At 54.9% G+C, this 14,976-nt stretch carries 12 protein-coding genes; 8 read left to right on the forward strand and 4 right to left on the reverse strand.

All coding sequences use genetic code 11. The annotated features are described in order from the left end of the window. Positions 1-16 precede the first annotated feature (16 nt). Positions 17-454 carry a DUF3574 domain-containing protein gene (locus KGP26_RS27875; RefSeq protein ID WP_223664838.1) on the reverse strand — a complete coding sequence of 146 codons (438 nt, stop codon included), beginning with the start codon at positions 452-454 and terminating at the stop codon, positions 17-19. Between the two features lie 231 nt (positions 455-685). On the opposite strand from KGP26_RS27875, the gene KGP26_RS27880 reads away from it, so the two are divergent. Continuing rightward, positions 686-1,303: a trimeric intracellular cation channel family protein gene (locus KGP26_RS27880; protein WP_024527839.1), complete on the forward strand. Its 618-nt coding sequence runs from the start codon at positions 686-688 to the stop codon at positions 1,301-1,303. Here KGP26_RS27880 and ligB read toward each other — a convergent pair. Next, entirely contained in the window at positions 1,300-3,024 is a 1,725-nt protein-coding gene (gene ligB / locus KGP26_RS27885; RefSeq protein WP_223498628.1) for an NAD-dependent DNA ligase LigB, read from the reverse strand. The two genes, KGP26_RS27880 and ligB, sit on opposite strands and share 4 nt — an antisense overlap. Before the next feature lie 284 nt (positions 3,025-3,308). On the opposite strand from ligB, the gene gmk reads away from it, so the two are divergent. From gmk to recG, 5 genes are read left to right on the forward strand one after another with little or no spacing between them, the layout of a single operon-like run. Beyond that, positions 3,309-3,932: a guanylate kinase gene (gene gmk / locus KGP26_RS27890; RefSeq protein ID WP_024482944.1), complete on the forward strand. Its 624-nt coding sequence runs from the start codon at positions 3,309-3,311 to the stop codon at positions 3,930-3,932. 54 nt (positions 3,933-3,986) lie between these two features. Then, positions 3,987-4,262, forward strand: a complete 276-nt coding sequence (gene rpoZ, locus KGP26_RS27895) for a DNA-directed RNA polymerase subunit omega (RefSeq protein ID WP_024482945.1) — start codon at positions 3,987-3,989, stop codon at positions 4,260-4,262. An 18-nt stretch (positions 4,263-4,280) separates the two neighbouring features. Then, entirely contained in the window at positions 4,281-6,395 is a 2,115-nt protein-coding gene (gene spoT / locus KGP26_RS27900; protein WP_024482946.1) for a bifunctional GTP diphosphokinase/guanosine-3',5'-bis pyrophosphate 3'-pyrophosphohydrolase, read from the forward strand. Positions 6,396-6,400: 5 nt separating this feature from the next. Continuing rightward, a complete protein-coding gene (trmH, locus tag KGP26_RS27905) occupies positions 6,401-7,099 on the forward strand; it encodes a tRNA (guanosine(18)-2'-O)-methyltransferase TrmH (RefSeq protein ID WP_024482947.1) in 699 nt (232 codons plus the stop codon). Beyond that, positions 7,096-9,177, forward strand: coding sequence for an ATP-dependent DNA helicase RecG (recG, locus tag KGP26_RS27910; RefSeq protein WP_218520347.1), 2,082 nt, complete (start codon positions 7,096-7,098; stop codon positions 9,175-9,177). The genes trmH and recG overlap by 4 nt, the downstream gene beginning before the upstream one ends. 244 nt (positions 9,178-9,421) lie before the next feature. Here the strand turns inward: recG and KGP26_RS27915 are convergent, their stop codons facing one another. Beyond that, positions 9,422-10,021 (reverse strand): ester cyclase, encoded by a 600-nt coding sequence (locus tag KGP26_RS27915; RefSeq protein WP_059201926.1) that lies wholly within the window; start codon positions 10,019-10,021, stop codon positions 9,422-9,424. A 283-nt stretch (positions 10,022-10,304) separates the two neighbouring features. Next, the gene (gene gltS / locus KGP26_RS27920; protein WP_094981549.1) at positions 10,305-11,516 is read right to left on the reverse strand and encodes a sodium/glutamate symporter; all 1,212 of its coding nucleotides are present in this window, start codon (positions 11,514-11,516) and stop codon (positions 10,305-10,307) included. A 237-nt stretch (positions 11,517-11,753) separates the two neighbouring features. Here gltS and KGP26_RS27925 point away from each other — a divergent pair, with 237 nt between their 5' ends. Further along, a complete protein-coding gene (locus KGP26_RS27925) occupies positions 11,754-13,151 on the forward strand; it encodes an NCS2 family protein (RefSeq protein WP_179253141.1) in 1,398 nt (465 codons plus the stop codon). A gap of 141 nt (positions 13,152-13,292) precedes the next feature. After that, positions 13,293-14,957, forward strand: a complete 1,665-nt coding sequence (locus tag KGP26_RS27930) for an AsmA family protein (protein WP_094981548.1) — start codon at positions 13,293-13,295, stop codon at positions 14,955-14,957. Positions 14,958-14,976 lie beyond the last annotated feature (19 nt).

Genomic DNA, 14,976 nt, shown 5'->3' on the forward strand with positions numbered 1-14,976 from the left:
GCAAGCCGGGTATTCATTAAAACGCGACGCACACCGGCGCATCGACACGCATCACCGAGTCTTGGGCAAACTGTTGTTTATAGTGAGTGCGCAGCGCCTCAATGTTTTGCTCACTGCCCGCATCAGGGCTATGGATCAACATCAACGCCTTGCTGTTTTCCCGTGCCAGCTTGCCATCGTTCCCCAGCCATTGCCCTTTGGCATCAAAGACCGATAGCCCATCTTTAAAACGCGGGGTTACCTGTTGATCGACAAAGGTCTGCCATTCCGCCGCCGTAATTACCGGCCCTGCCGGGCGATTCAAGCCAAAATAGAGCGTGGTTTGGGTCATCGGCTCGCCGATGCTGCACGTTGCTGCCGGTTTTAACGGTGATGCCTGTTGCACTGGCGCTACGCAGCCGCTCAACAGCAAGGTTATGGCGACGGCGACTGCCAATATCGGGGTGTTTTTCATCTCGCTTTCATATTCCTTAAATAATCATCAACAGACACTAACGATAAATTTCTAATGTGCTGTAAAAATCACAAGTAGCACTAGAGACTAGTAGTAAGCAAAAATCACCTATTTAGCATTAGGTAAAGTAATTCGAAAGCGACACCAACAAAAAAACTCAGTGGTGCGTTGCCACCAGGCTCGTTACCCTCCGGCGTTGACACTCTAGCCCTCCGACCCTGTGAATTCCCTATGTTACTGAGCATTCTTTATATCATCGGCATCACCGCAGAAGCCATGACCGGCGCGTTAGCCGCAGGCCGCCGCCAAATGGATTTGTTTGGCGTGATTTTTATCGCCTCCGCTACCGCCATTGGCGGGGGCTCGGTGCGTGATATGCTGCTTGGGCACTTCCCGCTGAGCTGGGTTAAACACCCTGAGTATATTGTTATCATAGCCATAGCGGCAATTATCACCACCTGGATGGCTCCGCTGATGCGCCACCTGCGCCATCTGTTCCTGGTGTTGGACGCCATTGGGCTGATCGTATTTTCGATCATCGGCGCGCAGGTGGCTTTGGATATGGGCCATGCCCCACTGATCGCAGCCATTGCCGCCGTGATCACCGGCGTTTTCGGCGGGGTGCTGCGCGATATGTTCTGCAACCGTATCCCGCTGGTTTTCCAGAAGGAAATCTATGCAGGCATCGCTTTTGCCGCTGCCTGGCTGTATATCGGCCTGCAATACCTTAACTTGCCGCATAACATGGTGATAATTATTACCCTGGTTGCTGGCCTCAGCGCTCGTCTGATCGCACTGCGCTTTCGCCTTGGCTTGCCGGTGTTTAACTATCAGCATCCCGATCATTAATTCACTAACGCATCGCCAAGCGGTTCGGCACGATTGGGAACCGCATCGAAGCCGCTGATATGGTGCTGCTGCAAGATTTGAACCAGTGCCAGAAAGGCAGGGTGTTGCACAAATTCCTGCACTTTTCTGGCTTTTTGCGCACCCAAGCCAGCAAGTTCCTGCCACTGTGCCAACGTCATCTGTTGTACCTGCGGCCAATTTTGTAGCGTTGCCAGCTGTGATGACGAAATTGGCACGCCGAGGGCGATCGGCCAACGCTCGAAAGGTTGCCGCTGCGCCAGACGAAATTGGCGATAAAGGGCCTGTGCACGCTTTGCCCCCAAGCTGGGCACCGCGCTGAGCTGTTCCGGGGTTAATTCCATCCAATCCAGCAGGTTATTCACCAATCCCTGATCGACCAGCACCTGCCAGCCAGCTTTATTCAACCCGATGATGTTCAGCCCATTGGCACTGCTCAACCAAACCAGCCGCGCCAGAAACTGCTGGCGGCATCCGGGCTGCAAGGTAAAGCAGCTCAGCGCATGATAATTCTCCGGTTTTGGCGCAATGGGTGTTGCCCTGGCAACCTCACGCCAGACCACCTGTTTCAAATGCGGGATGCCATGCCCCATCAGGCTAATCGCAATATGATCGCCTGGCACGATGTCCCATTTTTGCCACAGGGCCAGCGAGCCCACGTTAACCCGCCGGATCCATTTATCGTCCATACGCACCGGATCCAGGCGTAGCATCACGGCAATTTTTCCGGTGCGGCCAATGGCAAACTCAACATCCGTGACTCTGGCCACTTGCTGGACCGGGGTATATTTCCAGGCAACCGCACAGTCATTGGGTTTGGCCTGCCAGTAGCGCCCCCGAGGTTCTTGCCCTTGGTGGATCACCACGCCATCGGTGACAAACGGCAAAGGGTCGCTGTACCAAGCTGCCCGCCACTGCTCCACCTCCGCCAACGTGGTGACCGGTTGTGAATATTGCTGCGGCAGCGTAAAACCCATGGCGGCAAGCTGTTGCAAGCGTTCGGCCATGGTTGGCGGGCCATCGGGCCACGCCCAGACGAACAGGCCAAGCTGCTCAAGTTGCGCAGTGCGCGGATTACGCATCAGCATCCCGGCAACCTTGGAGCGGGCGTTGATGCCCCCTTGGGTTTGCTGGTGATGATCGTTCACCATCAGGAACAGCTCCCCTTGCAGTACCAAATTGGCCGTAACCTCCGGTAAAACGTTGGGGATAGCGGGGATCGCCTTGACCTTTTCCAGCCAGTTTTCACCCTTCTGCCCATCTCCCCGGCTAATGGCGTTCACCAATACGCCTTGCCGGTAGACCAAAGTGACCGCCACACCATCAACCTTGGGTTGCACCCACAGATCGTGGCGGCCCTGCATCCATTGTTCTATGGCACGCGAGTTGCGCAGTTTACGCAATCCGGTGTGCGCCACCGGATGCGGTACTTTGCCCGCTGGCAATGGCCGCGTACAGTCTTCTGCTACACCGACACAACGCCGCCAATCTTGCAGTTGCTGCAGCAGGCTGTCGTAGAGCTCATCGTCGATCGGGCTGTTACCCAGGCGATAATAAGCCTCATCCCAGCGCCCGAGCTGATCATCCAGCGCAGAAATTTCCACCTGTAAGCGCTCTGGCGACCACACTGGACAATCTCCAGCCCATGCCGAGCTACACAGCATTCCAACCAACACCAGCGCCCGATAAATACCTCTCCACATTGAGTACCTCCTTGCTTCCCGGCAGTAAATACTCAATCGCCTTTGCTGGCTAACGTCAAAAACCGGAGGTGCGAAACGCTTCCCAAAAGGAATGCGTATTTGCTGAAAACGGCAAAAATTTCCAGATCCGCCGTGCAAATTGACTTTTTCACGCTGTTTTTAGCAGAAAGCGACGGCCAAAATGCGAGCTAACGCTGCATACCGCCCGTTAGCCGTGTATACTGTGCGGAGAATTTACACATCCGCTGTCACTGACTCATCAACCGCTAGCAACGAACATCATCATGGCTCAAGGCACGCTTTATATTGTCTCTGCCCCAAGTGGCGCAGGGAAATCAAGTCTGATTCAGGCTTTGTTAAAGACGCAACCGCTGTACGATACGCAGGTTTCGGTTTCACACACCACGCGCGATAGCCGCCCGGGTGAAAATCACGGCGAGCACTACTTTTTCGTCTCCAAAGACGAATTCCGCCGGATGATTGAGCAGGATGCGTTTCTTGAGCACGCAGAAGTGTTCGGCAACTATTACGGCACGTCCCGCGCGGCCATCGAGCAGGTACTGTCGACCGGCGTTGACGTCTTCCTGGATATCGACTGGCAGGGCGCACAGCAGATCCGTGCCAAAATGCCCCAGGCGCGCAGCATCTTTATTCTGCCGCCGTCGAAGGAAGAGCTTGGCCGCCGCCTGCGTGGCCGTGGGCAAGATGCGGATGACGTGATCGCCAAGCGCATGGCGCAGGCCGTCGCGGAGATGACGCATTTCGCGGAGTATGATTATTTAATCGTGAATGACGATTTCGATCTGGCCCTGTCCGATCTGAAGACCATTATTCGCGCCGAACGCTTGCGTTTGGGCCGTCAAATGCTGCGGCATGATGCTTTAATCAGCAAACTATTGGCAGACTGAAGACAGTTTCAGTATTATGCCCAGTCTTTTCGTCACCTGTGGAGTAGCACAAATATGGCACGCGTAACTGTTCAAGACGCTGTAGAGAAAATTGGTAACCGTTTTGACCTGGTGTTGGTCGCTGCTCGTCGGGCACGTCAAATCCAGACCGGTGGTAAGGATGCACTGGTACCTGAAGAGAATGATAAGTACACCGTTATCGCTCTGCGCGAAATCGAAGAAGGCCTGATCAACAGCCAGATCCTCGATGTTCGTGAGCGCCAGGAGCAGCAAGAGCAGGAAGCCGCAGAGATCCAGGCGGTTACCGCGATTGCTGAAGGTCGTCGTTAATTAGACTGTGAGTCTGCCTTGTACCTGTTTGAAAGCCTGAATCTGCTGATTCAACGTTACTTGCCTGAGGAGCAGATTAAGCGCCTCAAACAGGCATACCTCGTCGCACGTGATGCTCACGAGGGACAGACACGCTCCAGTGGTGAGCCCTACATTACTCACCCGGTCGCCGTGGCCTGTATTCTGGCGGAAATGCGTCTCGATCATGAGACGCTGATGGCAGCCCTGCTGCACGACGTCATCGAAGACACCCCGGCCACCTATCAGGATATGGAACAGCTGTTTGGCAAAAGCGTTGCCGAACTGGTTGAGGGCGTATCCAAGCTAGACAAATTAAAATTCCAGGATAAGAAAGAAGCGCAGGCGGAGAACTTCCGCAAGATGATCATGGCGATGGTGCAGGATATCCGCGTCGTGCTGATCAAGCTGGCGGACCGCACCCACAATATGCGAACGCTTGGCTCGCTGCGCCCGGACAAACGGCGGCGTATCGCCCGTGAAACCCTGGAAATCTATAGCCCATTGGCCCACCGCCTGGGTATTCATCATCTGAAAACCGAGCTGGAAGAGCTGGGTTTTGAAGCGCTTTACCCGAACCGCTACCGCGTCATCAAAGAAGTGGTGAAAGCCGCGCGCGGTAACCGTAAGGAGATGATCCAGAAAATCCTCTCCGAGATCGAAGGTCGTTTGACCGAAGCGGGTATCCCCTGCCGCGTCAGCGGGCGGGAAAAGCACCTCTACTCCATCTACTGCAAGATGCATCTGAAAGAACAGCGCTTCCATTCCATCATGGATATTTACGCGTTCCGGGTGATCGTCAAAGAAGTGGATACCTGCTATCGGGTGCTGGGCCAGGCACACAGCCTGTATAAGCCGCGCCCGGGCCGGGTAAAAGACTATATCGCCATTCCCAAGGCTAACGGCTATCAATCACTGCATACCTCACTGATCGGCCCGCACGGCGTGCCGGTTGAGGTACAGATCCGTACCGAAGATATGGATCAGATGGCCGAAATGGGGGTCGCCGCGCACTGGGCCTATAAAGAAAAGGAACAGGGCGAAACTGGCGGCACTACCGCACAGATCCGCGCCCAGCGCTGGATGCAGAGCCTGCTGGAGCTGCAACAAAGCGCCGGTAGCTCGTTTGAATTTATTGAAAGCGTAAAATCCGATCTGTTCCCCGATGAGATTTACGTTTTCACCCCGGAAGGGCGCATTGTCGAGCTGCCTGCCGGTGCCACACCGGTCGACTTTGCCTACGCCGTGCATACCGATATCGGCCACGCCTGCGTTGGCGCACGTGTCGATCGCCAGCCGCATCCGTTGTCACAAGCTTTAGCCAGTGGCCAGACGGTAGAGATCATCACCGCTCCGGGTGCCCGGCCAAATGCCGCCTGGCTGAACTTTGTGGTGAGCTCCAAAGCCCGCGCCAAGATCCGCCAGATGTTGAAAAACCTCAAGCGCGATGATTCCGTCAGCCTGGGCCGCCGTTTGCTCAACCATGCGCTCGGGGGCAGCCGCAAACTTTCGGAAGTGCCGCCAGAGAATATCCAGCATGAGCTGGATCGCATGAAGCTGGCCACGCTGGACGATCTGCTGGCAGAAATCGGCCTCGGTAATGCCATGAGCGTGGTAGTCGCGAAGAACCTGCAGGGCGATCAGTCCAGCCTGGGCTCCTCGAACGGCGTGCGCAACCTGGCCATCAAAGGCGCCGATGGCGTCCTGATCACCTTTGCCAAGTGCTGCCGCCCAATTCCAGGCGATCCGATTATTGCCCATGTCAGCCCGGGCAAGGGCCTGGTGGTTCACCATGAATCCTGTCGTAATATCCGCGGCTACCAGAAAGAGCCAGAGAAATTCATGGCGGTCGAGTGGGATATGGAAACCGAGCAGGAGTTCATTGCGGAAATCAAAGTGGACATGTTCAACCATCAAGGTGCGTTGGCCAACCTCACGGCGGCGATTAACGCGGCCGAATCGAATATTCAAAGCCTGAATACCGAAGAGAAAGATGGCCGGGTCTACAGCGCCTTTATCCGCCTGACCACCCGCGATCGCATCCACCTGGCAAATATTATGCGTAAGATCCGTATCATGCCGGATGTGATTAAAGTTAACCGTAACCGAAACTAGCGCCTATGAGCCCCGAACGCTATGCGCGGATTTGTGAAATGCTGGCCACCCGGCAGCCCGATCTGACGGTCTGCCTGGAACAGGTTCACAAACCGCATAACGTCTCCGCGATTATCCGTACCGCCGATGCCGTCGGCGTACATCAGGTGCATGCCGTGTGGCCTACCCCGCGGATGCGTACCCTGGTCTCCTCCGCTGCGGGCAGCAATAGCTGGGTGAGCGTAAAAACCCATCCCACCATCGCCGATGCAGTCACGCATCTAAAAGGCCAAGGGATGCAGATCCTGGCAACTCACCTTTCTGCCCGCGCCGTCGATTTTCGCGAAATAGACTATACCCGCCCCACCTGCATACTGCTGGGGCAGGAAAAAACCGGCATCACCGAAGAGGCACTAGCCCTGGCCGATCAGGACATTATCATTCCGATGATCGGTATGGTGCAGTCGCTGAACGTCTCTGTCGCTGCGGCTCTGATCCTGTATGAGGCCCAACGCCAGCGGCAAAACGCAGGTATGTATCGCCGCGATCTCAGCGCGTTAGATGAGCAGGAACAGCAACGCCTGCTGTTTGAAGGCGGCTATCCGGTGTTAGCCAACGTGGCCAAGCGCAAAAAGCTGCCGCGCCCGCAGATTGACGATCAAGGCCAAGTGGTTGCCGACGCCGAATGGTGGGCAGCCATGCAGGCAACGACGGTACGCCGATGAAAGGCCGCCTGCTGGATGCCGTCCCACTCACTACTCTTTCCGGGGTTGGAGCCAGCCAAGCGGGGAAACTGGCCAAAATTGGCCTGAATACCATCCAGGATCTGCTGCTGCACCTCCCGTTACGTTACGAAGACCGCACCCGCCTCTACCCAATCAACGATCTGCTGCCGGGCATTTTTGCCACGGTGGAAGGGGAAGTGCTGCGCAGCGATATCAGTTTTGGCCGCCGCCGCATGCTCACCTGCCAGATCAGCGACGGCACCGGCATCCTGACTATGCGCTTCTTCAACTTCAACGCGGCGATGAAGAACAGCCTGGCTACTGGCCGCCACGTAACGGCCTATGGCGAAGTCAAACGCGGCACCCACGGCGCAGAAATTATCCACCCGGAATACCGTGTCCAGGGGGAAAACAGCGAGGTCGAGCTACAAGAAGCCCTGACGCCGGTGTATCCCACCACCGAAGGGATCCGCCAAGCCACGCTGCGCAAGTTGACCGATCAGGCGCTGGAATTGCTGGATACCTGTGCGATTGCCGAGCTGCTGCCACCAGAATTAAGCGGCGGTTTGATGAGCCTGCCACAGGCGCTGCATATGCTGCACCGTCCACCGCCGGATATCCAACTGGCTAATTTGGAACAGGGCAAGCACCCGGCACAGAAACGCCTAATCCTTGAAGAGCTGCTGGCGCATAACCTCAGCATGTTGGCCGTCCGTGCCGGTGCGCAAAGCTACCGGGCATTATCGCTAACGCCTGACGATCGGCTGAAAAACCGCTTCCTGGACCAGCTCCCCTTCTCTCCTACCGGTGCTCAGACTCGGGTTGTGGCAGATATTGAAGCGGACTTGCAAAAAGGTTTCCCGATGATGCGCCTGGTACAGGGCGACGTCGGCTCAGGTAAAACTCTGGTTGCTGCCCTGGCCGCACTACGCGTCATTGCTCACGGCAAACAGGTGGCGCTGATGGCCCCCACCGAATTACTCGCCGAACAACACGCCAATAACTTCCGCCAGTGGTTTGAACCCTTGGGGATTGAGGTGGGTTGGTTGGCTGGCAAGCAAAAGGGCAAAGCACGCCTCGCCCAACAGGAAGCCATTGCCAGCGGTCAGGTGTCGATGGTGGTCGGGACGCACGCCATTTTCCAGGAGCAGGTGCAGTTTAATGGCCTGGCCCTGGTGATTATCGATGAACAACACCGCTTTGGTGTGCATCAGCGGCTGGCGCTGTGGGAGAAAGGCGAAGAACAAGGATTCCATGCTCATCAGTTGATCATGACCGCCACGCCAATCCCGCGCACGCTGGCGATGACCGCCTACGCCGATCTGGACACCTCGGTGATCGATGAATTGCCGCCGGGCCGTACGCCGGTGACAACGGTGGCGATCCCCGATACGCGCCGGGCCGATATCATCCAGCGGGTAAAAAGCGCCTGTATCGAAGAAGGTCGCCAGGCCTATTGGGTCTGCACGCTGATCGAAGAGTCTGATTTACTGGAAGCCCAGGCCGCAGAGGCAACCTGGGAAGAATTGAAGATTGCACTGCCGGAACTGAAGGTGGCGCTGGTGCATGGCCGCATGAAGTCAGCGGAGAAACAGGCGGTAATGCAGGCCTTCAAACAGGGTGAACTGCAATTGCTGGTAGCCACCACGGTGATTGAAGTGGGCGTTGATGTACCAAACGCCAGCCTGATGATCATTGAAAACCCAGAGCGGCTTGGTTTGGCCCAGTTGCATCAGCTGCGTGGCCGGGTTGGCCGTGGTGCGGTAGCCTCTCACTGCGTGCTGCTGTATAAAACCCCGCTCAGCAAAACCGCCCAAAAACGCCTGCAGGTGCTGCGCGACAGTAACGACGGCTTTGTTATTGCCCAGCAAGATTTGGAGATCCGTGGGCCGGGTGAGCTATTGGGAACGCGCCAAACCGGCAGTGCAGAGTTTAAAGTGGCCGATTTGTTACGCGATCAGGCCATGATCCCCGAAGTCCAGCGCGTAGCACGCCATATTCACCAGCAGTATCCGCAGCATGCACATGCCTTAATTGAGCGCTGGTTACCAGAAACGGCTCGCTACTCAAACGCTTAAGCATCTTCCCCCTAATGAAAGAGGGGGCCTATACCGGAGCCCGCTTGGAAAAATGGAGAATTACCCTACGCCAAACTTGTCTTTATTGTTATGTCTAGCCATTATATTCAAAAAACGAACAATAATATTATTATTGGATCAATACAGAAATTGTACCCCTTGTAATCTTAACTAACATACAAAAGAGTGCCCCATCAGGAGCACCAGCTTTTGTAATATTAATAATTAAAGGTGACTCTACATATTATTTCAACAACCCTAATTGCTTCATAAAGGTGTAATCGTCATAGAACAGCCACTCTTCATCCATGGTGCCTTTGTCATTCCAACGGCCTATGGTTGCCATCTCTATCTCAAAACGTTTACCTGTGGGTTGGATAACCGTACCGTCTGACAGTATCATTGGTTTGGTGAACGTTCCTCGCCATACGCCGGTGACCGCCGTGTACTTATCCTGGCCGATACGTATATGGTGTATAGGGTTCTCGGTGTCAGGGGCAAAAGCGAAAATCTTCTTGGATTTCTCTAAGTGTTCTTTTAGATTGTGGGTCACCGAGCCATCTGGATAATGAACAATGATATCCTCTGCATGACTTCTGTGCATTTCATCCCACTTTTGATGGCTGTAGACATTAAAGTCCAGATCATCAAAGTTTTGCAGATTTTTTTCGACAGTTTTCCTTTCTGCTTTAAACTCCTCCAAACTCTTATTGATGCGTTGTTCAGCATGGGAATCGGACATTGAAGAGAAATCATCAGGTTTATTTGCTGCTGCACTCACGGCAAGGCTTAATATAAACAGAGAGGCAATGCTTGCTTTTAATACATGATGTTCATTTTTCATAAAGGTACCTTCCATCTTCCTTATTATTTAACTCTATATATACGATAACTTCCTTTTGAATTTATATAGTAGCGCAGACGATACAAAAAAATTACCAAGTAAATTTGCTTGAGTCATTCAAAAATAATGAAGGGATATTCAAACGGAGAAATGGCTAAATAAGCAATGGGGTTAACGCTATTGAAGGTATACATCGTAGGCAGAACACAGGCTCAATTTCTAAAGCTGTTCGAGGCACGCATAAAAGACAGCCCCTGAAGAGGGGCTGCCACTACTTGATGATTCAGCCGATCGCCGGGAATACAGGCAGCATCAGGTACAGCTTGATCACGATGGCGTTAGCGATATCGATAAAGAACGCGCCCACCATCGGCACCACCAAAAATGCCAGATGCGAAGGGCCGAAACGATCGGTGATCGCCTGCATGTTGGCAATGGCCGTTGGCGTCGCCCCCATGCCAAAACCGCAGTGCCCCGCAGCCAGCACGGCAGCATCGTAGTTTTTCCCCATCACGCGATAGGTCACGAAGATGGCATACAACGCCATAACCAGCGTCTGCACCGCCAGGATAGCCAGCATTGGCAAGGCCAGCGAAGCCAGCTCCCACAGGCGCAGGCTCATCAACGCCATCGCCAGGAACAGCGACAGGCTCACGTTACCCAGTACGGAGACCGCACGCTCAAACACCTGGTAGAAGCCCGTTGCCGACAGGGTGTTGCTGAGGATCACGCCAACAAACAGCACGCAGACAAAAGTCGGCAGTTCGAAGGCCGTGCCATTCAATAACCCGGCAATAAAGTTACCGAGGCTCAGGCAGATGGCGATCATGGCGATGGTTTCGATCATCACCAGCGAGGTGATCAGGCGGCCACTTTCCGGCTTCTCAAAGCCGCTCGGCTGCACGCTGTCATCCGGTGTGCCTTCCGGCGTTGAGGAGTGTTTCACCAGATAGCGGGCTACCGGGCCACCAATCAGGCCACCCAGCACCAGACCAAAGGTGGCGCAGGCCATGGCCACTTCGGTGGCATTTTCAAACCCATAGCGCTCGATGAACACCTTGCTCCAGGCCGCCCCGGTGCCATGCCCACCAGAAAGCGTAATCGAGCCCGCAATCAACCCCATTAATGGATCCAGGCCCAGCATTTTCGCCATGCCGATACCGATGGCATTCTGTACCAACAGCAGACCCAGCACCACGAACAGGAACACGACCAGTGCCTTGCCCCCCGCCCGCAGGCGCGCCAGGTTGGCATTCAGGCCGATAGTGGCAAAGAAGGCCAGCATTAATGGGTCTTTCAGCGACATATCAAAGCCGACTTCCCAGTTCACCGTTTTCTTCAAAACCAAGAGCAGGAGCGCCACCAGTAAACCACCGGCAACAGGAGCAGGAATAGTATATTTTCTCAGCAGAGGAATGGAGCGTACGCATTTGCCCCCAAGCAGCAGGACCAGCGTAGCGGCAACTAACGTGCCGTAAGTATCGAGATGAAACATCTAGCTACTCCGTGTAGTGATTAAATCCAATAAATTAATAAGTTATAAAATTTACTCAGTTTTTTAACTTGATGAAGGGGGGATTAAAAGTAAAAACGGCTAATAACACAAGAAAAAATGAACGAAAATGCGACATTAATGGGTTCAGCATCGTAAAAAATATTAATGCGCAACCGTTTGCTTTTGTGAGACAGATCATTAAAATGCCTTCTTTGCCGCCTTTGGGAAAGCCACACCATGTCCAGCCAAACCGCCGAGCTTGATGCCGCGCAAAAAGCATCAGCCCCCGTTTCACACAATAGTGAACTGATTTACCGCCTGGAAGACCGCCCTCCACTGCCGCAAACGCTGTTTGCCGCCAGTCAGCACTTGCTGGCGATGTTTGTTGCCGTGATCACCCCGGCCCTGTTGATCTGCCAGGCGCTTGGCCTGCCAGCGCAGGATACGCAACACATCATCAGCATGTCGCTGTTCGCTTCCGGTTTGGCCTCGATACTGCAAATCAAAACCTGGGGCCCGGTGGGGTCTGGCCTGCTGTCCATTCAGGGCACCAGCTTCAACTTTGTCTCACCGCTGATTATGGGCGGGCTGGCGCTGAAAAACGGCGGCGCAGACGTGCCCACCATGATGGCCGCACTGTTCGGCACATTGATGGTGGCTTCTTGTACCGAAATCCTACTGTCACGCGTGCTGCACCTGGCGCGCCGCATCATTACCCCGCTGGTCTCCGGCATTGTGGTGATGATTATCGGCCTGTCGCTGATCCAGGTCGGGCTGACCTCTATCGGTGGTGGCTATGCGGCGATGAGCGATCACACCTTCGGCGCGCCCAAGAATCTACTGTTGGCAGGCGCAGTGCTGGTAGTGATTATTCTGCTTAACCGCCAACGTAACCCTTACCTGCGCGTCGCTTCGCTGGTGATCGCCATGGCCATAGGTTATCTGCTGGCTTGGGCGATGGGTATGCTGCCGGAAACCGAACCGGCTACCCAAACGACCTTGATCACCGTTCCTACCCCGCTGTATTACGGCCTGGGTTTTGACTGGAACCTGTTATTGCCGCTGATGCTGATCTTTATGGTCACTTCGCTAGAAACCATCGGCGATATCACCGCCACCTCCGACGTTTCTGAACAGCCGGTCAGTGGCCCGCTATATATGAAGCGCCTGAAAGGCGGGGTGCTGGCCAACGGCCTGAACTCAATGCTGTCTGCGGTATTCAACACCTTCCCGAACTCCTGCTTTGGCCAGAACAACGGAGTGATCCAGCTGACCGGCGTTGCCAGCCGCTACGTCGGTTTTGTGGTAGCACTGATGCTGATCCTGCTGGGGCTGTTCCCGGCCGTTGCCGGTTTTGTGCAGCATATTCCTGAACCGGTGCTGGGCGGCGCGACCATCGTGATGTTCGGTACTATTGCAGCCTCCGGCGTGCGTATCGTTTCCCGCGAGAAGCTAAACCGCCGCGCCATCATGATTATGGCGCTGTCGCTGGCCGTCGGTATGGGGGTTTCCCAACAGCCGCTGATCTTGCAGTTTGCACCGGACTGGCTGAAAACCCTGCTTTCTTCCGGTATCGCTGCCGGTGGGATCACCGCCATTGTGCTGAACCTGCTGTTCCCACCAGAAGAAAAATAAGCGCTCCCCGCAGCAAACCAACGGCCATTGGCAAACCGCTACTGGCCGTTTTTTTATTGTCTTTCAGGCCATTGCCCTTGAGCTGGAAGGCTATTTGCGGCATAAACAGGGTATCTTTTCTGTCCGCTACGGATCCACACGATGAAATTTATCGGAAAACTATTGATCACGTTGCTGCTGCTGATAGTGCTGGCCATTGTGCTGCTCTACGTCGTGGGGCAAACCCGCTGGGCCGCAGGCTGGTTGAGTCACTGGATCAGCGATCGTGGTGATTACCAGCTGTCGGTAGAAAAAATAACGCATTCGTGGAGCAAGCCAGGACAGCTAAGCCTGGAGGGCGTAACCCTCGCCCGTGCCAACCAACCGCAACTCTTGGCGGCCAAGCAGGTGGATATGGCTTTCAGCCTGCGGCAAATTACCGAGCCACGCTATTTCGATAGCATCACGCTGCGCGACGGCACCCTAAACGTTCAGCCTTTGCAGGGCGCACCGCTGCCAATACAGGCCGATGTGCTGCAACTGAGCAATATGGCACTGCAATCTAACGATGAGAGCTGGCAGCTTAACGCGCAGAAGGTCAATGCCGGGATAAACCCGTGGCAGCCAACGGCAGGTCATTTGCTCGGGGATAACAATCAGTTCCAGTTCAGCGCCGGTTCGATGGTGGTCAACGGTATTCCGGCCTCACAGGTGTTGATCCAGGGCGAAATCAAACAAAACCAGCTGATATTGAGCGACTTTGGTGCCGATCTGGCACAGGGCGATCTCACCGGGGTAGCCAGCCGAGCTGCCGATGGCAGTTGGTTGGTTGAACGGTTGCGGCTAAGCAACGTCCGCCTACAAGTACCCATGACGCTAGAACAGTTCTGGAGCCGCTTCACGGCATTGCCACCCATTACGTTGAAACGCTTTGATCTGATTAACGCCCGCCTGGAAGGTAACGCCTGGGCGGCGAACGACCTCGATTTGTCGATGCAAAATATCACCTTCCAACAAGGGGATTGGAGCAGTCAGGATGGCGCGATCAACTTCACCGCCGACGACCTGATCAATGGCAACTTCCATCTCATCGATCCGATTATGGATATGCAGCTCTCGCCAGCCGGTATTGCCATTGGCCAGTTCAGCACCCGCTGGGAAGGTGGATTGCTGCGTACCACCGGCAACTGGCTGCGCGCCAACAAGCGCCTGCAACTCGACGAGGTGGCCGTCTCTGCGTTGGAGTACACCTTGCCCAGCAACTGGCGTGAACTCTGGTTACAGCCGCTACCAAGCTGGCTGGCGGAGGTGTACGTCGCCAAGATGAGCACCAACCGTAACCTGATCATCGATATCAACCCGGATTTCCCCTTCCAGCTCACCTCGCTGGATGGTAACGGCAGCAATCTGCTGTTGGCCAGTGACCATCAGTGGGGGATTTGGTCCGGCTCGCTGAAACTCAACGCCGGTGGTGCCACCTTTAACAAGATCGACGTACGCCGCCCATCGCTGGCGTTGGATGCGGATGCACAGCAGATCAACGTTACCGAGCTGAGCGCCTTTATGCCCGATGGCCTGTTGGATGCCAAGGCCAACGTCAGCCAACTGCCTGGTAAGCCGTTTACGCTGTCCCTTAACGGGCGTTCGGTGCCAGTGAATACCTTGCAGCAATGGGGTTGGCAGCATGTGCCGCTGGAGGGTGATGGTAATCTGCAGTTGCAGCTGAAGGGATTACTCAACAGCGATGGGCCGTTTAAAGCGTCTTTGAAGGGCCAGTTGCAGGCTACCAGTAAGGATGGGCAGACTCTGGAGCAGCAGGTGCCGTGACCTAAACAGGGTTCGGCAG

Origin of the sequence: Serratia sp. JSRIV002, from assembly GCF_019968725.1 — a bacterium.
Lineage (GTDB): Bacteria > Pseudomonadota > Gammaproteobacteria > Enterobacterales > Enterobacteriaceae > Chania > Chania fonticola_B.